The following is a 23,061-nucleotide window of genomic DNA, read 5'->3' on the forward strand; positions in this document are numbered from 1 at the left end:
ATTCGTTTTGATGCGGCAATATTAAGCAATAATTTACTGCTCAAAAAATGACTATTTTTATATTTTCGGATTAGTTTTACTTATAAAACAAACCATTAACAACGCGCCTTGCCCATTATGCAAATCAAGTGAATAGTATTTCATTAAAACCCGTCAGATCTGAATTATTATTTTCTGAACAATAAAAAAGCCGCCCTCAGATCACAAATATTTTACAACATATTTGGTTTTAGTGGCGGCTAGTCAGTTTTAAATTATTAGTTTATTTATCAACAACTACATTAGTTTTCATTGACTCATTTCTCTGCTTAATAACAGATGCGATAACCGCAATTGTCATCGTCGTTAGCAGAACCAATAAAGAGACGACCGTCGGGATTTCCCACTCTGAACCAACAAGCATCATCTTGATGCCGATGAAAACCATGATGAAAGACAGAGCCGGTTTAAGATAGATAAACTTATCCATCATACCTTGTAAAACGAAGTACAAAGAGCGTAAGCCAAGTAATGCAAATACGTTAGCTGCTAGCACTAAGAACGGTTCTCTTGTTACCGCAAATATCGCTGGAATTGAATCAAGCGCAAACATGACATCCATAAACGCAATAACCGCAATCACAATGAACATTGGAGTCGCAATACGCTTACCCTGCTCTACGATTGTCATCGCGTTGCCTTTATAGCTTTCACTTACCGGAATAAATCGGCGTATAATTCGCTCAGGTAGTGGGTTGATTTCTTCATCCCCTTTATCTCTCGCAAGCTGGATACCTGTCCAGATGAGGAATAACGCAAACACATATAGTACCCAGTGGTACTGAGCAAGCAGTTGAGCCCCCACAGCAATCATTATCGCACGTAAGATCAGCGCACCTATCACACCCCATAGTAGAGCGCGTGGGCGTAAGTGTTCAGGAACTGCATACTGATGGAAAATAATCGCGAACACGAACAGGTTATCGACACTCAACGACTTTTCTAACAAATAGCCAGTGATAAATGAAACGGTCGCTTTCTCAGCCGTGTACTCACTACCTGGTGCATAGAAATCCCAGAATAAGTAGATGGTAGCTGCAAACAAAAACGCTAAAGCGAACCAAAATACGCTCCAAACCGCTGCTTTCTTGATCGTGATTTGTCCACCGCGCGTTTGCCATATATCAAGCGCAACAAGGGCTAGTGTCAGTATGCCGAAGCTAAAGTAAGTAATTGGGGTCATAAATCCTCCAGAGGCGGAGGGATCGGATGTATATTGAAGTGTGACGATCCCTACCGCAAACAAACACTCTACCCCAATGTTTTTAAACACTGGTGTAGCATTTGATTACGTTGGTCTCGTCGAAATACTGCCTGATAGTGATTATCAGCAATACTTATACTTACCGGATAGAACTGCGTCTAACGAGATGACGATAAGTAAACCAGAGGCGACTACTCCCCAAACAAGGCGAATACTATTCCTAAATTGAGCGTGAGTCCATATTAAAAATCAAAAAGGAGCAAATTATTTGCTCCTTTTCCACTGCGTTCCTGCGGTGATATTTGTGACGGTAACATTGGCTTATATGGCCTTATACTCCACCGACAGGAATAAAGTAGACCAGTGCAGACCAAACGCCAACCCAGCTAACGACGACGGCAACATCTATCCAATCTTTACTCCACATAATACCCTCCTTTGAGTACTATTTATTCGTAGCACGAACCCATGGAGTATTTAGCAACCTTTATGCCATCGTTGGATAATCACGTCACTCACGTCACGGTTTAATACTTCGGGTTGATCTGTGAGTAAGTTGATAAAGCAATCAGCCATAGAATGCGTCGTGACTACACCTTCGTCTTCCATATTGCTGATAGCTTCATAGCCTTCTTTGCCCTTCATGGTATAAGCGGACGATGTTCCCATATAGAGACGCTCGCACTCTATTTTTTGCCATTCTCCAGCTTCGCTTTTCAGCTCAAGATGAGTGATTCGCTGGCCTTTTGGCTTTGAAGGTTGATATTCAAAGCGCAGATTATGGGTATAAGGGTAAGAGCCGTCTCCTGTCCCTTCTATACCATTATTGAGCGCATTATCTAATGCGCCTTCGAGGATAAGCGGCAAGTATTGACCTTTAATCGTGTACACACCGATAGGAACGGCAAAAGGCAGCAACTTACCGGCAACATCCGCTACAGAGATATTGCCAGGGTTAATTGAATTTCTTACACCGCCCGCATTATGAATCGCAAAATCAACGCTAAACCCGCATTGTTTCATCGCGTAGGTAAAGGACTCAGCGACAAGCGGCGCAAGCTCACTAGCACCTTGTTCATCAGGCACGCGGACATGACGCAGTTTTCTATCGGCGCTAGCGATAATCTTGCGCTGTAACTCGCGAACTTGCGTGGTGTATTTGTCGTTGAGAATATTTTGAACAGAAATGTCTTTTTTACACACAACCACATTTGGGTGGTTATCAATAAAGCTTCTCGCGGCGTGGTAAGGCACTTCGTTATGCGTTTCGTTCATGCTTGCATCGATGAACAATCTGCGCCCGAGCAATAACTCATTTTGCCCTTTGAAAGAAACTAAAGCCCCTTGTGTATCAAACTCTAAGTCACAATGGCCAATTGACAGCGCGTGGAACCCTGCTTGAACAACATGAGTTTGGTTCACTTTAATTCCGTACTCATCTTCCTTAGCAAGGCCTAGCTGGCTAAAGTTACCCTGTAACCTATGACTGTGCCCACCGACAATAACACTGATTCCATCAACGTGTTTTGGCAGTTCCAAGTCCGCTTCGTAGCCCATATGACTGAGCAAAATGATTTTGTTAATCCCTGCTTTATGGATCTGTTCTACTGTGTTCTTGGCGGTTTCAATCGAATTAATAAAAGGCGTGTCCCAATCTGGGTTTGAGATATCCGCCATCTTATCTAAAGCTAACGAAAATATAGCAACGCTGTCGTCACCTATTTGCTTCTCTATCCAATTGGCTGATTTGTTTTGTCCATCGAAGCTTACGATGGTCGGGTTATCTGATAGTCGACACGTTTTTTCAAGCAGTTCATTACTCAGATCCCAGTTGCCCGCAAGCAATGGAAAATTGATTTGCTTGGCAAATTGCGCGACGGGTTCATTACCCATATCTAACTCATGATTTCCGAGAGCCATGGCATCTATTTGCAGCTCATTGAGCATAGTGGCGTTGGCTTCCCCTTTAAACAGGGAGAAATAGAGGGTGCCTTGGAAACAATCACCGGCATGTAAAAAAAGGAACTCTGAGCATCTTTCTTGCGCCTCACTACGCAGCTGGTTAGCACGTGTCTTTATACGAGCAAAGCCACCAGCACTGACAAAAGGCGAAAGCACTTGACCGTCGACATCAATGGTTAGTTGCAATGAAGTGGGTTCGAAATAGGAATGGGTGTCGTTTATGTGAGCTAATCTTAATTTAGTTGTTTTATTGTTTTTATCTGTCATATCTTCTCTCTCTTTTCACATTATCCTACCGCATTCCATATGACAGAATCATTATATTTCACACTCATTTTAAATACGGCGTTCTATATACATTGTTTTCTGAGAGGTTTGTCATTATTGATTAAGAGTTAATCACAAACGAAATTATGCTTTGGATTGTGACCTAAACGTCTGCTGACACACAAGTTTTCGATTATGCTTAATTTAACTACAGCGTAATGGAGCCACTCTATGAAGCTAGAGCGAATAGAAATATCTGGTTTTCGCGGCATAAAACGTCTTTCTATTGCATTTGATGAATTAACCACGCTTATCGGTGAGAACACCTGGGGTAAATCGTCGTTATTAGACGCATTATCTGTTGCCCTTCCCCCTGAAGGTATTCCTTACAGCTTCGAGTTAACTGATTTTCATGTTGATTACTCGATCGCCCACCCGCAAAGTCAACACCTACAAATCGTGCTTAGTCTCGTCTCGACAGATAAGAACGAAATCAATTCTGGTCGATATCGGAAGATAAAACCAATATGGGTACAAGATCCGCAAGGGACAAACCGAATCATCTATCGTCTAAGCGCCTCTAGAGATCAATATGATATCAAAACTAACTACACCTTCCTCGATTTAGATGGTAACCCGATCCCTCTTCACCATTCTGAGAAGCTTGCGCAAGAGTTAATGACACTGCACCCAGTAATTAGACTACGTGATTCAAGACGATTCGAGCGCCCCATCGCTGATGCCAAAGACGTTAATGCACGTGTAGAGAAGCGAATTGATAATACCTGTCGCCGATTAATGGCGATCCCCGGCCATGTAAACAAAGGTGAGATGCGCAGTAGCCTCAATTCAATGAACGCCTTGGTTGAGCACTATTTCTCGTTTAAATCCAATTCACGCAAGAACCTACGAAAGCAAAGAGACGGTATTTTCTTTAATGCTTCACCTGGCTCAAAGAGTATTTCTCAAGTTGTCGAAGAAACCAAAGACAAGCAGACACGCTTACTGTTTATGGGCTTACTAAACGCGTATCTGCAAGCCAAAGGGCCAACCACATTAAGGCGTTGTGCCCGACCTCTATTGATCATTGAAGATCCTGAAGGTCGACTCCACCCGACCCATTTAGCACGTGCATGGGGTTTATTGCAGCTGCTACCTATGCAGAAGATACTCACAACAAATAGTGGCGAATTGCTTGGCCAAGTGCCACTTGCCAGTATTCGCCGCCTTGTTCGCCTATCTGACCGAACAATCACCAAGTACATTCCCGACCAAGGTCTTGGTAAAGACGAGTTAAGACGCATAGGCTTTCATATTCGATTCCATCGTTCTGGTGCGCTATTTGCCCGCTGTTGGTTGCTGGTTGAGGGCGAAACGGAAGTCTGGTTGTTTAATGAGTTGGCAAATCAATGTGGTTACAACCTTGCTGCTGAGGGCGTACAAATCATTGAATTTGCCCAATCGGGTTTAAAGTCTCTTATCAAAGTCGCAAAGGCTTTTGGTATTGATTGGCACGTGGTAACCGATGGAGACGCGGCGGGTAAGAAATATGCCGCAGCGGTGAAGGCACAGCTAGACAACGATCAACAGAGGCACCGACTCACTGAATTGCCCGATCGAGATATCGAACACTACTTATATAACAATGGATTTGAACCATTTTTTAAAAACATGGTGCGTATTCCATTAGACCACCCAATCCCCGCCAAAAAAGTCGTGACTAGAGTGCTTAAGAAGTTCGCTAAACCAGACCTTGCTCTAGCGATTGTCTCGTACTGTGAGAATCAAGGTGTTGAAGGAATACCACTCTTACTTCGTTGGACGTTAAAACGTGTCGTAACGATGGCTAACGGTAACACATAAAAAAGCGGCATCTATACAATAGATGCCGCGTATCAAAAATGCTACTGATACAAATCAATCGGGGGTAATCCTAGACAACTTCGGTAATGTCGCTAGGATGAGCATCAAAGGCTAAGAGCGCGTCTGTAAACGTCCATTAGCCTGAGATTGAGTCGACTTTTGATGAACCCACATCCCACTCGCTTTCATTAGGTAACCAAAAATACCGCCTAAAATCAGCGAAGGAATAACGAGCTTCCAATTACCATCTGCTGCGAAAGTCGCACATGAACCAATGAAAGTGCCCGGAATGTAACCTAACCAAGATTGCTTAGCTTGCACGCACATAAAGAACGCTACAACGGCTGTAATGACATAGCCAAGGATCTCAAGCGAGGCAAATTGCGAAGCATGAATAATCACCATCGCCCAAAATACACCACTCATATTCGTTATCAAACTTACTGATAGCCCTTTTAGACCATCATTTGGTGAAGCAAAATAGCTGGTACAGCCTAAGAAACCCGCCCAAGATAGCAGCCCTAAGGAGATAGCGACCCATCCCCATAGTCCAGATAAGATACCGGTAGTCAGTGAAATTGCGACAAGAGTGCTCATTACGCCTCGCTCAGTGTGTGGTTTCACACATCAAAAGTACAAGTGCGCATAATAGGTAAAATACCGCCCCACAAGTAATACTTTGATCACATTATCAAAGTAACAACCAGTCAATAGATCATAGTTATTGTGATGCAATCGATATTTCAACAGTTTTAGTAAATACTAGAGGACTGATGGTTTCCCTTTCATCATTCGTGCCCCCTCTCTCTTAATACATTCTACTAGAGGGTTTTCGACCATATCAGCTCGCCATACAAATGAAAGCGTTCGTTCCATCGTAAGCTCAGGAACATTAAGAGCCACTAACTGACCACTTTCGATAGAGCGTTCAACATCAAGATACGGTAAACAAGTAAGATACTGGCCATTTTCGACCATACTACGCAAGACAGGAACGTGTTCATATTCACGCCAAACATCTAAGTCTTCAATAAGGTGGTGAATGGAACTATCAAATATCATTCTTGTGCCACTACCATGCTCTCTTAAGACCCAACGTGCTTGTTCAAGCTGCGCAAGGCTTACGGTTTCGTGGCGTGCAAATGGGTGATGGGCAGCGGCAACTACCGTCAAATGATCTCGACACCATACCTCTTGGTTCAATCGATTGTCGTCACAGCGACCTTCGATGATCCCAATATCATATTTATAGTCAAGTACACCCTGTAAAACGCTGTCAGTACTTTTCACTTTGAGTGAAATACGCATCTCTGGAAATGAGTTATCAATAATACTGATAAGGTCTGGTACTAAGTGTTCCGCTGGGGTCTGGCTTGCGCCTAGCTTTAAATGCCCACTTAATAAGTGTTGCTCATAAAACCCCATTTCGATTTGCTGAGCGTCCTGGAGCAAGCGTTTTGCTTTTGGCCGTAACCACATTCCCCAATGCGTTAGCGCCATTTGCTTACCTTGCCTTTCAAACAACGGTCGGCCAAGCATCTTTTCAAGTTGAGCGAGCGACATACTGGTCGCCGATTGCGTTAACGCAAGCTTATCGGCAGCCATACTTACACTTCCCGTATCAGCAACAGCATCAAAAACTGCGAGCTGTTTTAATGAATATCGCATAGCGCTCCTATCCTTGTATCCTTTATTGAGTTGTTCTCTGTAACACTCTGATCTCTCGCAAATTGTACTTCCCAATAAGCAAGTCGTTTCATTTTACCTATCAAAATTTCCTTATCAATATTTTTGATGTGGTTTTTAAAAATTATCAATTTTACCTGTAGTAGTCAGTTTCCTATTCTGATTTGGCAGCGAACATGACGTCGCTGAATTTGTAAGGAGGTTTATATGAAATTTGCATTTGGGAGTGGGTATGGCGTCAGCACAAACGAATAATCAATACTTTTCGCCCATCGAGATGATGGCTGAAGCTGAAAAATTTGCTCTCAGTAAAGCAAAGAAAAGCAGCGGAATGACGTTAAGTCTTGCCATTATGGCAGGCGCATTCATCGGTCTCGCGTTTTTGTTCTACATTACGGTCACAACGGGTAGTGCCGAAGCTGGATGGGGATTAAGTCGCTTAGCGGGCGGGCTCGCTTTTAGCATGGGACTTATTCTTATTGTGATTTGCGGTGGGGAGCTGTTTACCAGTTCCGTCCTATCAAGCATTTCATGGGCGAACAAGCAAATTAGCTTTAGCAAGATGCTTTCTATTTGGGGCAAAGTTTACCTTGGTAACTTTATTGGAGCCATGTTGCTACTCGTTATCGTTTCTGCTGCTGGCCTGTATCAAATGGATCACGGTCAGTGGGGTCTCAATGCTTTAAACATCGCGCAGCATAAATTGCATCACACGCCTGTTCAGGCTTTTGCTCTGGGCGTTCTGTGTAACTTACTTGTTTGTTTGGCTATTTGGCTCACTTTCAGCAGTGCCAATGCGATGACAAAAGCTGCGATGACCATCATGCCAGTTGCCATGTTTGTTTCTAGTGGTTTTGAACACTGCGTCGCAAACATGTTTATGGTGCCACTAGGTATCGTTATTCAGAACTTCGCACCTGAAAGTTTCTGGCAGCAAATCGGAGTCACATCCACTCAATATGCTGACCTCAACATTCAACAATTTGTCTTCGCCAACCTTATTCCTGTCACGTTGGGAAACATCGTCGGCGGCTCTGTACTCGTCGGATTAGCTAACTGGGGAATCTATCGTCGCCCACAGTTAAAAGCGGCAAATGTACACGCAATCACTACAACAACTCAGATTAATTCGGCTAAGGAAATCACTATGAACAGCAACATTACTGCATCAGCAATCATGAACCAGCAACCTCTAGTACTACGTGCAGAAATGCCAACGTCAGTGGCGATCGATACTCTACTAGACAACCATCAAGTCAGTGCACCGGTTTGTGACGTTGAAGGCCGATTAGTTGGGTTCTTCTCAGCTCATGACGTCATGGTTGATCTTTGGTGCCAAGATTACATTCCAGCTCAAGAGCAGAAAGTGGTCGACATTATGTCACGAGACGTTGTTGCTATCGATGCTAATGACAAGTTGGTCGACATTGCTGAGTTCTTATGCATTGATAAAGAACAGCTTTACCCAACGACTAGTATGGGGATTGCCACTCAGTTCACAACACTTTCGTTAGAAGAGCGTGCAAAAGCAATGAAGGTAAGTAAACCGCATGTGTTGCCAGTGTTGGATAACGGCGCATTAGTTGGTGTGATTTCACGTGAACATGTATTAGGTGCTCTTCGCCCTATCTATGGTGAGCGCGTGAGTGTCGTAGAACAGCGCGAACTTGAATCAGCATAAAGATAAAACTTAGCAACGATCAACGATACGGCTAGAATTTTGGTTAGGAAATAAGTCGCTTGACCAAAAAAGCCCCCAACGTAAGTTGGGGGCTATTTTGTCGTTAAGCAGTAAATGGATTACTTCTTGATACCTTCTACGTGTAGTTCCATATCAACGTAGCTTGATGCACCCATCACTGGGATATTGAAGTCTGCAAGTTCTAGGCGAGTTGAGCCTAAGAAGCCAGCACGTTCACCACCCCAAGGGTCTTGACCTGCACCGATGAAGGTCGCATCAATAGTAATTGGTTTAGTTACACCGTGTAGGTTTAGGTCGCCATTAACTTCAAGCTTACCATTGCCTTTGTCGACAACACTTGTACTAGTGAATGTCGCAGTAGAGTATTTCGACGCATCAATAAAATCTGAGCTACGAATGTGCTTATCACGCTCTGCATGGTTTGAATCTAGACTTGTCGTATCTACATTCACTGTCACTTTTGATGCAGCAACGTTAGCTGGGTCGTAAGAAAATTCGCCATCAAATGTGTTAAAACGACCTTGAATAAAGCTGTAGCCTAGGTGACTAACTTTAAAGTTAACCGAAGCATGAGCACCTTTTGTATCGATCATGTAATCCGCCGCGCTTGCACCAAATGGTAATGCCATTACCATTGCTAATCCGGTAGCAAATAACGTTTTTTTCATTTTGAAGCTCCTATCATTTTGCGTAGCGTGTTGTCTTTATTAATAAAGTGGTGTTTCAAAGCCGCAATAGCATGCACTGCAGCAATAATAATGAGTGCCCAAGCGGCGTAGAAGTGAACTTGCCCAGCAATGTCAGCTTGGTTTTCAAACAAGGCACCTAAGCCTGGCACTGTAAACCAAGTGAATACATCGATGCCTCGTCCATCTTCAGTAGAGATTAAATACCCTGAGGCAAAGAGTGCCAAAAGTATCGCGTACATTCCTAAGTGAGCAAGTTTAGCACCGATGACCTCATAGGCTGCCCCTTCAACTTTAGGTGACGCCGTCACTATTTTCCAAAAGAGTCTAAATAGGGTCAATCCCGCCAATAACAAACCAATGGATTTATGCCAATGAGGTGCTGTGCGGTACCATTCACTGTAGTAAGACAAATCAACCATCCATAGACCTACAGCAAACAAACCTATAATCACTAATGCAGAGATCCAATGAACCCCTCTCGCGACCAAGTTGTAGTTTTTTACTTCCGATTTCATCTGACAGTCCTAAAAGTTAATGACTCTTGTTTTAATTCAGAGTACATATCTCATCTTTCTTGCAACAGATTATTTACCATTCTTTACATAAGCGAAATGTCTTTAGCTTGATTAAGTCGTTCGAAATTTTTGAAGGAACTTTTAAAACTCACTTTCTTGTTCTATTTCATAGATTTCATCTGCGATATCAATAATTTTCCTTTCAATAATAGACTGCGCATCGGAAAGGCCTTTATTGTAAAAAGCAGCACCAAACTTGCTAACAATAAAATCAAAAAGAAAGTCAGCATCAAACTGACCTATTTCTATATCGAGCTCCTCTTCTATATAGCTTTGAAGTTCTCTCGACATCGCCTGCTTTTGTTGTGATGTAAATTCAATCTTAGACATAAACCCTTCAAGTCCCATATGATTTTGCCGATTAAGTGTAACGAAAGTTATCTAGCGCGTGTTAGGCTAGTGTCGCATATTGCTCATTATGGAGAGATGGATCTTGTTATTGGATGTGCTGGTTCAAAGTGTTAATGAATTTCAGGCCGACTGTATGGCGTTGTGTGAAAAGCACTATCCGACCATTCATAATAAGGGGATGAGTGAACATCACTTGGGGTTAGCTTTTGCTCGACGATTATCCCGCACCCTCACAGAGTTTGGGCATGATTACGAATATAAGCCTTTAGACAGTAATCCAAGTGCCGATTTCCCACACCACTATCGTGTTAGCTCTGAAATTGGAACGGTATGGGTACTCACCTCTCACCTGGTCAGTGCCGGACCATCATGTAGAAAAAAACTGTTTAGAACGATAGCTCAGTGGCAAGAAGAATACGGATATGCTGTTCAGCCTAACGATCTTTTGCTTCTTTTGACCGACCATTGGATTACCCGCAATAAGCAAAGCCGTGAGTTACTCCATTGGTGGACCGGGCAACTACCCGATGAAATTGATGAGTATCGCATTCAGGGCATTACGCTTTATAAAAGCGAATCACTACTCGCCCAGTCTCTGGAGCAACATTTCAACATCAGCCCCTACTTTGTGAAATTTACTCACCCGTTAAAAAGAGCGACCGATAAACAGCTTGTTAGAAAGTACATTCAGCTATATTCGGTTATCCAATTGAGTTAATTCAATCGCAATGTCACAACAGGTTCACGGTTTTCTATCATACTAGTAAAGGTATAGTCTCGACCAAAGAGAGTCGCGTGAAGGCATTAAAGCGTTATCAATATGAAAGGTATGCCGTCCTATGCAACCTTGCTTACCAACCAGTTCTTCGTCAAACCCAGTATGGTTTTTCAGCTAAGGGACAACGCGTAATCTATAATCGCTTTGGTCAACCTATGATTCGCGTACTCTGGCATAAGGATAAAGAAGAGGCAATTGTCGTCATAAAAGGCTCTCATAATCCTTATGATTGGCTGCTAAACCTCGCATTATGGCAACGCCCCTGTAATCAGTTTGACCTTCCATATTCCATCCATGCGGGATATCACTTTTTACTTCGCCAAGAGAGCCAAGCTAACCGAAATGATGAATCATTGGGGGCAAGCGTAATCGATAAGCTGTTTACGACGCTTGATGAATTGATTTCAGACGGTAAGCGAATCACTTTCACAGGTCATTCTTCCGGTGGTGCTTTAGGCTGTGTGCTTGCCGATAAGCTTGAAAGGCAAAACCCTAAAAGCGTTAAACGGGTCGTTACCTTTGGCCAACCCGCAATTGGCGGCTCTCAATTTGGGTGCCACTACCTCCTTTGTCACAAGACATACCGTATATGCTGCGACTTAGATATCGTCACTTTCTTACCTCCCATACCTGTCATCTATTCTCACGTTGGTAAAATGTTGTGGTTGTACAATGGCAAAATACACGAGAATACACCGACATGGCGAAGGCTATCACTATCAATAGTATCCTGGATCATGCGCCCCTTCTCGTACCACTTAATGTCTAAATATATTCGCAACAAAGATTTCTTTGATGAACGTTGATGAGAGCTTCGCCCAAAAATCGAACTGGACAATGAAAGCGATGTTTTTTTACGCCTCAAAATAATATAACTTGGATCGGTAGTATTTGACGTTATTGATATTACACCTATTAAAACTTGCTGGTAGTTAACAGTGTATAGTTCGATTTTGAGCCTAGTTCAAAACTTTAGCCATCTAGAAGTAAACAACCATTGACAGCAATGTGCCTATGTCAATATTATGTCAAAACTTTGCACTATCCCATGCGGAATAATTTGTTTACACACTAGAGGTCGGTAGTACGTATGATTCTCTCCACTAAGCAACAGTTTGTGGATTGCCTTTCGATAAATGAGGACTCTCAATACCTTGGTACTTATAAGAGCCTAACGCTTAACAGTGTTTACCAGCCTATTTTCGATGCCGACGATAACATTATCGGAGTTGAAGCCTTAGTCCGTATTGAAGACTCCGTTAAAGGCACTATCAGACCCGATCAGTTTTTTCATAACCAGCAAATCGATTTTGATGACAAGATTAATGTTGAGCGCCTGAGTAGAGTGATACACATCCGAAACTTTGCACGCTCACAGTATCGACACCTCAACTTGTTCCTAAACGTTTTACCGTCTGCAGGTGAGTATTTCGCCTTAGAAAATATCGATTCAAGTTTACTTTCTCAACGGTTAAAAGCCTTAAATCTCGAGAACTCACAACTAATTATGGAAGTCGTTGAGCTTGATGCTTCAAACGAAGATAACCTAAAGTTGGCAATGAAAAAGTTATCCGAGTGTGATTTCAATATTGCCGTCGATGACTTTGGCGTTAATGCGTCAAACCGCCAGCGTGTCGAGCGGTTAAAACCAGACATCGTAAAGCTCGATCGTTCTCTGCTTATTTCGTACATGACAGGCGATCAATTCCCGTTATTGTCTGCTGTTAAGCTTGCCAAGAATCTTGGCGCGAAAGTCGTCGTTGAAGGCATTGAGACTCAACAGCATCTTGATGCTATGCGAAGTCTAGACATCGATCTATATCAAGGATATTTTCTCGCTCTTCCAGAGCCACTACCCGCTGTATATGACGATGAGACTAACAATTTTAGTTCACTTGGTGACCCAAGTGTCGTCTACCGCCAACCTTATCGATAAACCACCCACGAAAGCATTCACCTTACCTATATAAGATCTAGTTAATAGTTCTAAACCTTCACCTACCATAGATATTTACATCTTAAAAACGAATTAACTACACGATCTTGTACGACTATTAATACTATTATTGATTTTTTGTTCTAGATCATCAGATGCTTAACTATCGCTCGTGCCACAGCATAGAATTCTGTACATTCCTTTACATAGTTTGAAACAGTTTGTTTATATTTTTAATATCTTAAGGAGATTTCTATGCTGGAGCTCTTAATTGGCTTAGTCGTCACTGTTGCAGTGGGCTATTTCATCGTTAAAGGATACAAACCCGCTGGCGTACTTTTGACCGCAGGTGTGTTACTACTCATCCTTACTGGCTTAATCGGACACACAGTGCTTCCTGCTAAGGTCGCATCAACAGGAAACATGTTCACTGATGCGCTTGAGTACGTTAAATACATGCTTCAGTACCGCGGTGGCGGCCTAGGTATGCAAATCATGCTACTTTGTGGCTTTGCTTCTTACATGACGCATATTGGCGCTAACAATGTTGTAGTAAAACAGTTTTCTAAGCCACTATCCTTCATCAAATCCCCTTACGTCTTGCTCGTTGCTGCCTACATCGTAGCTTGCTTGATGTCTCTTGCAGTAAGTTCAGCAACAGGTCTGGGCGTTCTTTTGATGGCAACGCTATTCCCTATGATGACGGCAATGGGTATTTCGCGCCCTGCTGCTGTTGCCGTCTGTGCTTCACCAGCTGCCATTATCCTTTCACCTACATCTGGTGACGTAGTTATCGCCGCTGAGAAGTCAGGCCTAGCGCTAGACGTATTCGCTGTTCAAACCGTACTTCCCGTATCGATCTGCGCGATTATTGTTATGTCTGCAGCTGCTTTCTTTTGGAACAAATATCTTGATAAGAAAGACAACTCTCCGATGGAACGCGTAGACGTTTCAGAGATTGAAGTGAATGCGCCAGCGTTTTACGCAGTACTGCCGTTTCTACCAATCATCGGTGTTTTCTTGTTTAACGGTCGCACCATCCCTGGTCTGTCTTTAGACATCTACACGATCGTTGTTCTTTCAATCTTTATTGGCGCCTTGGTTAACTTTGTAGTTAAGCGTTTTGATGGTCAAAAAACACTCGAAGATCTTGAATCTTGCTACCAAGGTATGGCAGATGCTTTCAAAGGCGTTGTGATGTTATTGGTTGCGGCAGGCGTATTTGCACAGGGCTTGATGTCTATTGGTGCTATCGATAACCTACTTCACCTTGCTGAGACAGCAGGCGCAGGCGGTATTGCACTAATGCTTATCCTTACAGGCTTAACTGTTGCAGCAGCTATCGCAACAGGTTCAGGTAATGCACCTTTCTATGCATTCGTTGAGCTAGCGCCTTCTCTGGCAGCGAAAATGGGGCTAAATCCAGCGTTCTTGATTATCCCAATGCTACAGGCGTCTAACTTGGGTCGTACTATTTCCCCTGTATCAGGTGTTATTGTTGCGACGTCTGGTATGGCGAAAATCAGCCCATTTGAAGTAGTAAAACGTACCTCTGTTCCAGTGCTTTGCGGTTTAGCAACCGTTATCATTGGCACGCTAGTACTAGTACCAATGTCAGCATAAATTCCGAAATCTATATACAACAAGGGCGCTCATCTGAGCGCCCTTTTTTGTAATGAGTATCATGCTATTTAATTTCACCATATCGCTCAAGATAGAGCACGGTTGCCGCTGTACGAGAAGGAACCTGTAGCTTTTTGAGTAGACTCTTCATATGTACCTTAACGGTAGATTCAGAGATAAACAGAGTATCGGCGATTTGCTTGTTTCTAAGCCCTTTCGCGACTTCTTTGAGGATCTGCATCTCACGGTCAGTGAGTTCGTCAAACACGGTTGTACTGTTTTCTCGGTCTGCTAAGTATTTGGCCACTTCTTTGCTGTAAGATTTGTTACCTTGTAACGAATATTTTAATAACTCAATTAGCTCATCCGGCTCAGTATCTTTCAATAAATAACCGTCTGCACCCGCCTGAACAATCGCTTCGATATCCGCTGGGCTATCTGAGACGGTCAAAATAACAATCGTCGCATCACAGTCATCGGCACGCAGTGCGTTTAAAGTATCTAAACCTGACATCCCTTTCATGTTTAAATCGAGTAAGATCAAGTCTGGCTTGTGCTCATGATTTTGAGCCACTGCCTCGGCCCCATTACTGGCTTCAGCGACTACGTTAAATTCATCCTCAAAACTCAATAATTGGTTGATACCGCGGCGCATCAATGGATGGTCGTCTACCAATAAAACTCTAAACTCTGTCAATGTTTGAATCCTTTATCTTTGGATACTCTAAATATACTTCACACCCTTGTTGAGGGTTAGTGGAGATACTCAACTCACCATTTAGCCGAGAGGCGCGTTCTTGCATGATGCTTAAGCCGTAATGATTGGCTTTTTCCGTGGTTGAGTCAAAGCCTACGCCGTCATCACGAACCGCGACTTTGATATGGGTATCACTTTCGTTGCACTCTATTGTTATTGTCTTGGCATTCGCATGCTTGATCGCATTGGTTGTAGCCTCACGAATCAATTGCAGCAAATGCACTTGCTGATTAGTATCGAGCTCGATTGAAGAGAGCTCATTGGTTAATCTAATTTCAGCGTCTGTTTGATCAGATAGCTGTTCTGTCATTGTATGTAGCGCCGAACCAAAACTGCCTTCTTTAATTGACAATCTAAATGTCGTCAGTAGCTCTCTTAGCTGTGTGTATGCAGCAGACAAACCTGTATCAAGCTCGGCAAGAACAGGTGTCGTTTTGGCTAGCTCTGGCGTTTCAGGAAGCTTTTTCATACCTCGTTTTAAGATAGAAACTTGTATTTTCAAATAAGAAAGAGCCTGAGCGAGAGAATCATGCAGCTCACGAGCGATTGTGGCACGCTCTTCCATCACCAATAATTGCTCAGCTTGCCTTTGCGCCTGATTGTAATATACCGCACGGGATAATATCTGTACAAAGTTGTCGATCAATGCTTGATCTGGGCACGGTAATGAGACTTTCCAATATAAAGTACCGAGCTCTATGCCATCCAAAGAAAGAGTCTGACTCTGACATTGCTTGGTGCATTTCTTACATCCATTACCTTCAGTCAATAAGATCGGCCTTTCTCCGGGCTCATTGATTTCCAAGCGTACTGATGTGATCCCTTCTAGGCTAACAATATGCTTTAAAATTGCTGAGAAATTATCTTGTGTGATTCGTGAAACCGTTAGTTCTTGGGAAGATTGATAAAGAACGCGCAACGAATCATTAGCGTGTTGTAGCTTTTGGGTTTTCTCGTTAACGGCCTGCTCTAGGCCTCGATAAAGACTTCCGAGATCTCTTGCCATTTTGTTGAAGGCTTTGGACAAGATACCCATTTCATTTTCACTGTCGATATTGAGTTCGATGTTGAAGGAGCGCGATTGAATTTGCTCGCTCGCAATAACCAGCGAGTTTAGCGGCTTAACGATATGCTTACGCGTGTAGTGGACAATGAAGATACTGATCAAGAGCACTCCGCCCAGTCCTAAACCGCCGACCCAAGCTAAGGAAATAAGTTTCTTCTCGGAATAGTCTTGGAGCTTAAAAACAAAGGAATCGATCTGATTTACAAAGCCAGCTACTAGGACCAAGTATCGGTCTCTTTCATTGCCTTTCAGTACATGCTTTAGCTCGTGCCAACGTACGATCAACCGATAATAGTCGTGGGTAATGTCTTCGGGTACCGCCCAGTTTTGCAGAGCTTTCATCGAATCGGAGTAAATCGAGCGTTCAAACTGAATAATATGCGTCGAATAGTCGACCGATTCCGACTGGATATCATGCGCAAGTCGGTAACTTTGCATCCGCATTGAACCCGCTACGTTCACTGCTTCCGCATCGTTCAAACTTGAAGCTAGAGTAAAAATTGCGAACCCAGTCGTAGTTACAGACAAAAGCAAAATTAGCACCATTGCTTTAGCAACCGTGGTGGTTACAGAGTTTTTCACATTTTTTAACACTCGAACATTCAAACCTTAAATAGAAAACCTGCGATTAAATACTAAGCTTATTAGTAATTGTCGCGACAATATGTGATCACTTACGCGTAAGTTTGTTGATCTAAAACAATTTTAGTCGGCATTACCCCCAAGGGGGTATTTATACAAATATGTCAAAACCTACAATTCATGTAAGGATAAATTACAACTTATGAACAGTTATTTAGCCATAAAAACAACATCTAACAAACTTGGGTAAGAGAGTGGTAGACCTTACTAAAAGACGGCTATTTTCAAAACGTCTCGTTGACGATAACACTATTCGTCTACCTTGGCTTGTGAACAGTGCCGAATTTACTGACTTGTGCACACGTTGTGGTAAGTGCAGTGAAGTCTGTGAAACGAACATCATTATTAAAGGTGACGGTGGTTATCCTCAAATCGATTTTTCTCGTGGCGAGTGCACATTTTGTTATCAGTGCGCGGATGTATGCCCAGAACCATTATTTGCTGATGAACAATCTTTACCTTGGAATGCTAAAGCCTTAATCAATGAGGCATGTTTAGCGAAGCAAAATGTCGAATGCCGAAGCTGTGGCGATATGTGTGACACCATGGCAATTAAGTTCAGATTAGAAATAGGCAAAGTCGCACAACCCAATTTAGAACTTGATGAATGTACAGGATGTGGTGCTTGCGTAGCAGTTTGCCCTACTTCATCCATCAATGTGAGCAATTTAGTTTAATACGGAAGAAGTTTATGTCACTGAACGAAGTGCATATTTCGAGCTTAGTCGTGCATTGTTCGCCAGAACATCTCGGTGAAGTGAAATCTCAAATTGAGCAGTATGACAATGCTGAGATCTACGGAGACAGCCCTGAGGGCAAAATCGTAGTGGTATTGGAAACTGAGAACCAAGGTTTTATCACCGACACGATAGAAACCATTAATAATCTCCCAAATGTGTTGAGTACGGCTTTGGTTTATCACCAAATCGAAACCGGTCTCGACGACGAATCACAAAATAACAACACTGGAACTCAATATTCCCAAACCGAGGGTGAAGTATGAAGATGACAAGACGAGCGTTTGTTAAGGCAAACGCAGCAGCATCAGCGGCAGCAGTTGCGGGCATCACCTTGCCAGCATCTGCTACGAATCTGATCGCTAGCTCAGACCAAACTAAAATCACATGGGACAAAGCACCTTGTCGTTTCTGTGGTACTGGCTGTTCAGTTCTTGTAGGTACGCAGAACGGCAAAGTTGTTGCGACACAAGGTGACCCTGAAGCACCTGTAAACAAAGGACTAAACTGTATCAAGGGCTACTTCCTGTCTAAAATCATGTACGGTCAAGACCGCTTGACTCAGCCGTTACTTCGTATGAAAGATGGCAAGTACGATAAAGACGGTGACTTCACTCCAGTTTCTTGGGATGTTGCTTTTGACACTATGGCAGATAAGTGGAAAGAAGCACTTAAGAAGCAAGGTCCTTCTGGTGTTGGTATGTTTGGTTCAGGCCAATGGACGGTAATGGAAGGTTATGCTGCTGCTAAAATGATGAAAGCGGGCTTCCGTTCAAACAATATCGACCCTAACGCACGTCACTGTATGGCATCTGCGGTAGGTGCTTTCATGCGTACGTTTGGTATCGATGAGCCAATGGGTTGTTATGATGACTTCGAAAATGCGGATTCTTTCGTACTTTGGGGTTCTAACATGGCAGAAATGCACCCTGTACTTTGGACTCGTATTACTGACCGCCGTTTGAGCCACCCTCACGTTAAGGTAAACGTACTTTCTACGTACTACCACCGCTCTTTTGAATTGGCAGACGAAGGCTACATCTTTGAACCACAAACTGACCTTGTGATTGCTAACTATATTGCAAATTACATTATCGAAAATGATGCGGTTAACTGGGACTTCGTTAACAAGCACACCAACTTCAAACAAACGGCAACCGACATCGGTTATGGTCTACGTGACGATGACCCACTTCAAAAAGCGGCGGCGAACCCGAACTCAGGTAAGATGTCTTCTATCTCGTTTGAGGAGTACAAGAAGTCAGTTGCTCCTTACACACTAGAGAAGTCTGCAGAGATGTCTGGTGTTTCTCAAGAAAAGCTACTAAGTCTTGCGAAGCAGTACGCTGATCCAGATACCAAAGTAATGTCTCTTTGGACTATGGGTACTAACCAACACACCCGCGGAGTTTGGGTTAACAGCTTAATCTACAACCTGCACCTACTAACAGGTAAGATTTCAACTCCAGGTAACAGCCCATTCTCGTTAACTGGTCAGCCTTCGGCTTGTGGTACTGCTCGTGAAGTAGGTACGTTTGCACACCGCCTTCCTGCTGATATGGTGGTGGCTAACCCTAAACACCGTAAAGTAGCAGAGAAGATTTGGAACATCCCTGATGGTGTTATTCCACCTAAACCTGGCTACCACGCAGTTCTGCAAGACCGTATGTTAAAAGACGGCAAGCTTAATGCTTACTGGGTAATGTGTAACAACAACATGCAAGCGGGTCCAAACATCAATGGTGAACGTTTGCCGGGTTACCGTAATCCAGAAAACTTTATCGTTTGTTCTGACCCATACCCAACAGCTACAGCACAAGCTGCTGACTTAGTCCTTCCAACCGCAATGTGGATTGAAAAAGAAGGTGCTTATGGTAACGCTGAGCGTCGTACTCAAGCTTGGTATCAACAAGTAGGTACTGTGGGCGAGGCGAAGTCAGACTTATGGCAGGTAATGGAGTTCTCTAAACGCTTCAAGATGGAAGAAGTTTGGACTGAAGAACAACTTGCAAACGCGCCTCAGTACCGCGGTAAAACCATGTACGATATGCTGTTCGCGAATGGTGTTATCAATAAGTACCCAGTAGAAGAAGCTCGTGAACTCAACGATGACGCTCACCACTTCGGTTATTACGTACAGAAAGGCCTATTCGAAGAGTACGCAACCTTCGGTCGCGGTAAAGCGCACGACCTAGCACCATATGATGTTTACCACCAAGTACGCGGTCTACGTTGGCCTGTAGTCGATGGAAAAGAAACTCTATGGCGCTACAAAGAAGGTTCAGATCCGTATGCAAAAGCCGGGTCTGGTTGGGACTTCTACGGCAAGCCAGATGGCAAAGCGTGGATCATTTCAGCACCGTATGAAGCGCCACCTGAGGTTCCAGATTCTGAATATGATATGTGGCTATGTACTGGCCGTGTACTTGAACACTGGCACACAGGTACAATGACTCGCCGCGTACCAGAGCTATACAAAGCGGTGCCAGATGCAGTGGTTTACATGCACCCTGCTGATGCAAAAGCTCGCGGCGTTCGTCGTGGAGAAGAAGTTCTCATAGAAAACAAACGTGGTGAAGTTCGTGTCCGCGTAGAAACTCGCGGCCGTAACCGTCCACCTGAAGGCTTGGTATTCGTACCATTCTTTGACGCACGTATTCTGATTAACAAGCTGATTCTTGATGCAACTGATCCTCTGTCTAAGCAGACAGACTTTAAGAAGTGTCCAGTTAAGATCACTAAGATCGCTTAATTATGAATGCTCTGGCTGCCCTATTTAGGGCGGTCAGAATCAAGAATTTAGCCATTAGGCGGAGAATGAATAATGAAGAAATTTCTAATTGCACTGTTATCGGTAGGTGCTCTAGTAAGTGGCGCTGCAGTAGCTGAACTCGAAAACCCAGGTGGTATTGGCGGTCTAGAATCACTACGTGGAGCAAGTGAACTTGAAGCAACACGCTCAGCTGATGACTTTAAAAAGTACCCACGTGAGCAGGTTTTAGAGAGTAGTTTTGTTTATCAACCACCTCTAATTCCACATAACATTCGTAGCTATGAAGTATCGTTGAATGCGAACAAATGTCTATCGTGCCACAGTTGGAAAAATGCGAAAGAGATGGGCGCAACTAAGATCAGTGTAACCCACTATGTTAACCGTGAAGACGCGGTTCTTGCAGATATGTCTCCTCGTCGTTACTTCTGTCTGCAGTGTCACGTTCCTCAAGCAAACGCGAAACCTTTAATCGAGAACGATTTCAAGAGTGTAGACGCGCTTAAGTAATCACGTGAGTAAATAAGAGGTTATCTATGAAATTATTGAAAGCGTTTTGGAAGCGGTTAGCAAGCCCGAGTAAAGCAGCAGTAGGTGTGGTTTTATTCATGGGTTTCGCTGGCGGACTTCTATTCTGGGGCGCGTTTAACACCGGTATGGAAGCGACCAACTCTGAAGAGTTTTGTTCAGGTTGTCACGCACCTATCGTTGCGGAAATTCAAGAAACGGTGCACTACTCTAATCGTTCTGGCGTACGAGCTATTTGTTCAGACTGTCACGTACCGCATGAATGGACAGATAAAATCGTTCGTAAAGTACAAGCATCTAAAGAGCTGTTTGCACACTTTGTGACTAAGACGATTGATACGCCAGAGAAATTCCAAGAGCGCCGTGCTCACCTTGCTGAACGCGAGTGGGCGCGCTTGAAGAAAAATGACTCTCTAGAATGTCGAAACTGTCACCAGTTTGAATACATGGACTTCTCCGAGCAAGGCTCTAGAAGTGCTAAGCAGCACTCTACTGCGTTGGCTTCTGGTGAGAAAACCTGTGTTGACTGTCACAAAGGTATCGCCCATAAACTTCCTGATATGCATGGCATTGAAGGCTGGCAATAGGAGCACTGAATAATGAGTACTTTAGAATCTGTTATTTGGCATGTTCTTGGCTATAGCGCTATGCCTGTCATCATCTTGTCTGGCTTTGCCGTCGTTGCAGGCGTTTCGGTGTGGTTACTGTCGCTAGGAAAAGATAAAGAGGCTGAGTAGCCCAGACAAATTTAGGGGGAATAACCTCCCCCATAATATTCGGTTCAATTTTTGCCTATTTTGTATCGAACATAAAAAAGCCACCTTAGTTTCGCTAAGGTGGCTTTCTTCTTTTAGTTGAGATTACTCTGGGTAACCATTCGGGTTATTTGATTGCCAGCGCCAAGTATCTTCTGTCATTTGCTCTAAACTGCGTACTGCTTGCCAGTTTAGGTCTTGTTTGGCTTTTGCAGGATCTGCCCAACATTCCGCAATATCGCCCGGTCTGCGTTCAACCACTTTATAAGCAACGGTTTTGCCTGAAGCTTTTTCAAATGCTTTAACCATATCTAAAACACTAGAGCCGTTGCCTGTTCCGAGGTTATAGATGTGCAGACCTGACTTAGGCCCTACTTTGTTTAACGCGGCAATATGCCCATCTGATAGATCCATAACATGGATGTAATCGCGTACACCCGTACCGTCAGGTGTCGGATAGTCATCCCCAAATACTGATAAACACTCTCTACGTCCTACCGCTACTTGAGAAACAAATGGCATTAAGTTGTTTGGAATACCTTGAGGATCTTCACCTAACTCACCAGATGGGTGCGAACCAACAGGATTAAAGTAGCGCAACAAGGTGACGCTCCAATCTGGATTAGCCTTTTGGAAATCAGTCAAGCACTCTTCTACCATAAGCTTACTGCGACCATAAGGATTGGTTGCGCTTGTCGGGAAGTCTTCACGAATAGGGACTGAAGCAGGGTCGCCGTATACCGTTGCAGAAGATGAAAAGACCAATGTTTTGACATTCGCTTCACGCATCGCGCTGACAAGCACTAAGGTTCCGTTGACATTGCTGTCGTAATACTCCAGAGGCAACTCTACGGATTCACCAACCGCTTTTAAACCGGCAAAATGAATGACGGCAACTATGTCATGGTTTTGCAAGACATTGACAAGAGGTTGCTTGTTGCGAATATCGCCTTTGATAAACTCAGGTCTAATTCCCGTGACTTTCTCTACTCGGTCTAATACCGATTGCTTACTGTTGTAGAGATTGTCGAAAATGACAGGAGTCATTCCCGCTGCAATCATCTGAATGCATGTGTGGCTACCTATGTAACCCATCCCACCAGTAACTAAAACTTTCATTTATTAACCCTC

The 23,061-nt window shown here is 43.5% G+C and carries 22 protein-coding genes; 12 read left to right on the plus strand and 10 right to left on the minus strand.

The features are described 5' to 3' along the window. Nucleotides 1–262 precede the first annotated feature (262 nt). Both IX91_RS19395 and IX91_RS19405 read right to left on the minus strand, forming a co-directional pair. A complete protein-coding gene (locus IX91_RS19395; protein WP_004742674.1) occupies nucleotides 263–1,222 on the minus strand; it encodes a TerC/Alx family metal homeostasis membrane protein in 960 nt (319 codons plus the stop codon). Nucleotides 1,223–1,720: 498 nt separating this feature from the next. Next, a complete protein-coding gene (locus tag IX91_RS19405; RefSeq protein ID WP_004742672.1) occupies nucleotides 1,721–3,472 on the minus strand; it encodes a bifunctional metallophosphatase/5'-nucleotidase in 1,752 nt (583 codons plus the stop codon). A 231-nt stretch (nucleotides 3,473–3,703) separates the two neighbouring features. On the opposite strand from IX91_RS19405, the gene IX91_RS19410 reads away from it, so the two are divergent. Beyond that, nucleotides 3,704–5,335, plus strand: coding sequence for an ATP-dependent endonuclease (locus tag IX91_RS19410; RefSeq protein ID WP_004742671.1), 1,632 nt, complete (start codon nucleotides 3,704–3,706; stop codon nucleotides 5,333–5,335). A 111-nt stretch (nucleotides 5,336–5,446) separates the two neighbouring features. Here the strand turns inward: IX91_RS19410 and IX91_RS19415 are convergent, their stop codons facing one another. Together IX91_RS19415 and IX91_RS19420 are read right to left on the minus strand one after the other, a co-directional pair. Beyond that, entirely contained in the window at nucleotides 5,447–5,932 is a 486-nt protein-coding gene (locus IX91_RS19415; protein ID WP_004742670.1) for a DUF1097 domain-containing protein, read from the minus strand. A gap of 165 nt (nucleotides 5,933–6,097) precedes the next feature. Continuing rightward, nucleotides 6,098–7,003, minus strand: coding sequence for a LysR substrate-binding domain-containing protein (locus tag IX91_RS19420; RefSeq protein WP_004742669.1), 906 nt, complete (start codon nucleotides 7,001–7,003; stop codon nucleotides 6,098–6,100). Nucleotides 7,004–7,253: 250 nt separating this feature from the next. On the opposite strand from IX91_RS19420, the gene focA reads away from it, so the two are divergent. Next, nucleotides 7,254–8,702 carry a formate transporter FocA gene (focA, locus tag IX91_RS19425; protein WP_004748100.1) on the plus strand — a complete coding sequence of 483 codons (1,449 nt, stop codon included), beginning with the start codon at nucleotides 7,254–7,256 and terminating at the stop codon, nucleotides 8,700–8,702. Nucleotides 8,703–8,821: 119 nt separating this feature from the next. On the opposite strand, the gene IX91_RS19430 is transcribed toward focA, so the two are convergent. From IX91_RS19430 to IX91_RS19440, 3 genes are all read right to left on the minus strand, one after another. Continuing rightward, entirely contained in the window at nucleotides 8,822–9,391 is a 570-nt protein-coding gene (locus tag IX91_RS19430) for a YceI family protein (protein WP_004748099.1), read from the minus strand. Next, on the minus strand, nucleotides 9,388–9,927 hold the full coding sequence (locus IX91_RS19435; protein ID WP_004748098.1) for a cytochrome b: 540 nt from the start codon (nucleotides 9,925–9,927) through the stop codon (nucleotides 9,388–9,390). Before IX91_RS19435 ends, IX91_RS19430 begins: the two co-directional genes overlap by 4 nt. A 141-nt stretch (nucleotides 9,928–10,068) precedes the next feature. Further along, nucleotides 10,069–10,317: a DUF2164 domain-containing protein gene (locus tag IX91_RS19440; RefSeq protein WP_038197765.1), complete on the minus strand. Its 249-nt coding sequence runs from the start codon at nucleotides 10,315–10,317 to the stop codon at nucleotides 10,069–10,071. A 103-nt stretch (nucleotides 10,318–10,420) separates the two neighbouring features. Between IX91_RS19440 and IX91_RS19445 the strand changes: the two genes are divergently transcribed. The 4 genes from IX91_RS19445 (at nucleotide 10,421) to dcuC (ending at nucleotide 14,675) form a co-directional block, all read left to right on the plus strand. Next, the gene (locus IX91_RS19445; RefSeq protein WP_004748095.1) at nucleotides 10,421–11,056 is read left to right on the plus strand and encodes a hypothetical protein; all 636 of its coding nucleotides are present in this window, start codon (nucleotides 10,421–10,423) and stop codon (nucleotides 11,054–11,056) included. Nucleotides 11,057–11,133: 77 nt separating this feature from the next. Further along, nucleotides 11,134–11,922, plus strand: coding sequence for a lipase family protein (locus tag IX91_RS19450; protein WP_004749656.1), 789 nt, complete (start codon nucleotides 11,134–11,136; stop codon nucleotides 11,920–11,922). A 284-nt stretch (nucleotides 11,923–12,206) separates the two neighbouring features. Further along, the gene (locus IX91_RS19455) at nucleotides 12,207–13,052 is read left to right on the plus strand and encodes an EAL domain-containing protein (protein WP_004748091.1); all 846 of its coding nucleotides are present in this window, start codon (nucleotides 12,207–12,209) and stop codon (nucleotides 13,050–13,052) included. A 255-nt stretch (nucleotides 13,053–13,307) separates the two neighbouring features. After that, nucleotides 13,308–14,675, plus strand: a complete 1,368-nt coding sequence (gene dcuC, locus IX91_RS19460; protein WP_004748089.1) for an anaerobic C4-dicarboxylate transporter DcuC — start codon at nucleotides 13,308–13,310, stop codon at nucleotides 14,673–14,675. 64 nt (nucleotides 14,676–14,739) lie between these two features. Here the strand turns inward: dcuC and IX91_RS19465 are convergent, their stop codons facing one another. Together IX91_RS19465 and narQ are read right to left on the minus strand one after the other, a co-directional pair. Further along, nucleotides 14,740–15,372 (minus strand): response regulator, encoded by a 633-nt coding sequence (locus IX91_RS19465; protein ID WP_004748087.1) that lies wholly within the window; start codon nucleotides 15,370–15,372, stop codon nucleotides 14,740–14,742. Then, nucleotides 15,359–17,092, minus strand: coding sequence for a nitrate/nitrite two-component system sensor histidine kinase NarQ (narQ, locus tag IX91_RS19470; RefSeq protein ID WP_004748086.1), 1,734 nt, complete (start codon nucleotides 17,090–17,092; stop codon nucleotides 15,359–15,361). Before narQ ends, IX91_RS19465 begins: the two co-directional genes overlap by 14 nt. A gap of 242 nt (nucleotides 17,093–17,334) precedes the next feature. Between narQ and napF the strand changes: the two genes are divergently transcribed. The 6 genes from napF (at nucleotide 17,335) to IX91_RS25660 (ending at nucleotide 21,912) form a co-directional block, all read left to right on the plus strand. Continuing rightward, entirely contained in the window at nucleotides 17,335–17,817 is a 483-nt protein-coding gene (napF, locus tag IX91_RS19475) for a ferredoxin-type protein NapF (RefSeq protein ID WP_004748083.1), read from the plus strand. A 14-nt stretch (nucleotides 17,818–17,831) separates the two neighbouring features. Continuing rightward, nucleotides 17,832–18,143: a chaperone NapD gene (locus tag IX91_RS19480; RefSeq protein WP_004748082.1), complete on the plus strand. Its 312-nt coding sequence runs from the start codon at nucleotides 17,832–17,834 to the stop codon at nucleotides 18,141–18,143. Beyond that, nucleotides 18,140–20,629 carry a periplasmic nitrate reductase subunit alpha gene (gene napA, locus IX91_RS19485; protein WP_004748080.1) on the plus strand — a complete coding sequence of 830 codons (2,490 nt, stop codon included), beginning with the start codon at nucleotides 18,140–18,142 and terminating at the stop codon, nucleotides 20,627–20,629. The genes IX91_RS19480 and napA overlap by 4 nt, the downstream gene beginning before the upstream one ends. Before the next feature lie 72 nt (nucleotides 20,630–20,701). After that, entirely contained in the window at nucleotides 20,702–21,157 is a 456-nt protein-coding gene (locus tag IX91_RS19490) for a nitrate reductase cytochrome c-type subunit (RefSeq protein ID WP_004748078.1), read from the plus strand. Between the two features lie 26 nt (nucleotides 21,158–21,183). Next, nucleotides 21,184–21,762 (plus strand): NapC/NirT family cytochrome c, encoded by a 579-nt coding sequence (locus IX91_RS19495; protein WP_004748077.1) that lies wholly within the window; start codon nucleotides 21,184–21,186, stop codon nucleotides 21,760–21,762. Between the two features lie 12 nt (nucleotides 21,763–21,774). Further along, nucleotides 21,775–21,912: a TIGR02808 family protein gene (locus IX91_RS25660; RefSeq protein WP_004748074.1), complete on the plus strand. Its 138-nt coding sequence runs from the start codon at nucleotides 21,775–21,777 to the stop codon at nucleotides 21,910–21,912. Nucleotides 21,913–22,035: 123 nt separating this feature from the next. Here IX91_RS25660 and galE read toward each other — a convergent pair whose 3' ends face one another. Then, complete coding sequence (galE, locus tag IX91_RS19500; RefSeq protein WP_004748073.1) at nucleotides 22,036–23,049, minus strand: UDP-glucose 4-epimerase GalE; 1,014 nt, start codon at nucleotides 23,047–23,049, stop codon at nucleotides 22,036–22,038. Nucleotides 23,050–23,061 lie beyond the last annotated feature (12 nt).

It is taken from the genome of Vibrio tubiashii ATCC 19109 (assembly GCF_000772105.1).
Taxonomy (GTDB): Bacteria; Pseudomonadota; Gammaproteobacteria; order Enterobacterales; family Vibrionaceae; genus Vibrio; species Vibrio tubiashii.

What these genes read in the sequence shown, in the direction of transcription:
- IX91_RS19395 (WP_004742674.1), bottom strand. Translation starts at nt 1,222, where the DNA reads ATGACCCCAATTACTTACTTTAGCTTCGGCATACTGACACTAGCCCTT.
- IX91_RS19405 (WP_004742672.1), bottom strand. Translation starts at nt 3,472, where the DNA reads ATGACAGATAAAAACAATAAAACAACTAAATTAAGATTAGCTCACATA.
- IX91_RS19410 (WP_004742671.1), top strand. Translation starts at nt 3,704, where the DNA reads ATGAAGCTAGAGCGAATAGAAATATCTGGTTTTCGCGGCATAAAACGT.
- IX91_RS19415 (WP_004742670.1), bottom strand. Translation starts at nt 5,932, where the DNA reads ATGAGCACTCTTGTCGCAATTTCACTGACTACCGGTATCTTATCTGGA.
- IX91_RS19420 (WP_004742669.1), bottom strand. Translation starts at nt 7,003, where the DNA reads ATGCGATATTCATTAAAACAGCTCGCAGTTTTTGATGCTGTTGCTGAT.
- focA (WP_004748100.1), top strand. Translation starts at nt 7,254, where the DNA reads ATGGCGTCAGCACAAACGAATAATCAATACTTTTCGCCCATCGAGATG.
- IX91_RS19430 (WP_004748099.1), bottom strand. Translation starts at nt 9,391, where the DNA reads ATGAAAAAAACGTTATTTGCTACCGGATTAGCAATGGTAATGGCATTA.
- IX91_RS19435 (WP_004748098.1), bottom strand. Translation starts at nt 9,927, where the DNA reads ATGAAATCGGAAGTAAAAAACTACAACTTGGTCGCGAGAGGGGTTCAT.
- IX91_RS19440 (WP_038197765.1), bottom strand. Translation starts at nt 10,317, where the DNA reads ATGTCTAAGATTGAATTTACATCACAACAAAAGCAGGCGATGTCGAGA.
- IX91_RS19455 (WP_004748091.1), top strand. Translation starts at nt 12,207, where the DNA reads ATGATTCTCTCCACTAAGCAACAGTTTGTGGATTGCCTTTCGATAAAT.
- dcuC (WP_004748089.1), top strand. Translation starts at nt 13,308, where the DNA reads ATGCTGGAGCTCTTAATTGGCTTAGTCGTCACTGTTGCAGTGGGCTAT.
- IX91_RS19480 (WP_004748082.1), top strand. Translation starts at nt 17,832, where the DNA reads ATGTCACTGAACGAAGTGCATATTTCGAGCTTAGTCGTGCATTGTTCG.
- napA (WP_004748080.1), top strand. Translation starts at nt 18,140, where the DNA reads ATGAAGATGACAAGACGAGCGTTTGTTAAGGCAAACGCAGCAGCATCA.
- IX91_RS19490 (WP_004748078.1), top strand. Translation starts at nt 20,702, where the DNA reads ATGAAGAAATTTCTAATTGCACTGTTATCGGTAGGTGCTCTAGTAAGT.
- IX91_RS19495 (WP_004748077.1), top strand. Translation starts at nt 21,184, where the DNA reads ATGAAATTATTGAAAGCGTTTTGGAAGCGGTTAGCAAGCCCGAGTAAA.
- IX91_RS25660 (WP_004748074.1), top strand. Translation starts at nt 21,775, where the DNA reads ATGAGTACTTTAGAATCTGTTATTTGGCATGTTCTTGGCTATAGCGCT.
- galE (WP_004748073.1), bottom strand. Translation starts at nt 23,049, where the DNA reads ATGAAAGTTTTAGTTACTGGTGGGATGGGTTACATAGGTAGCCACACA.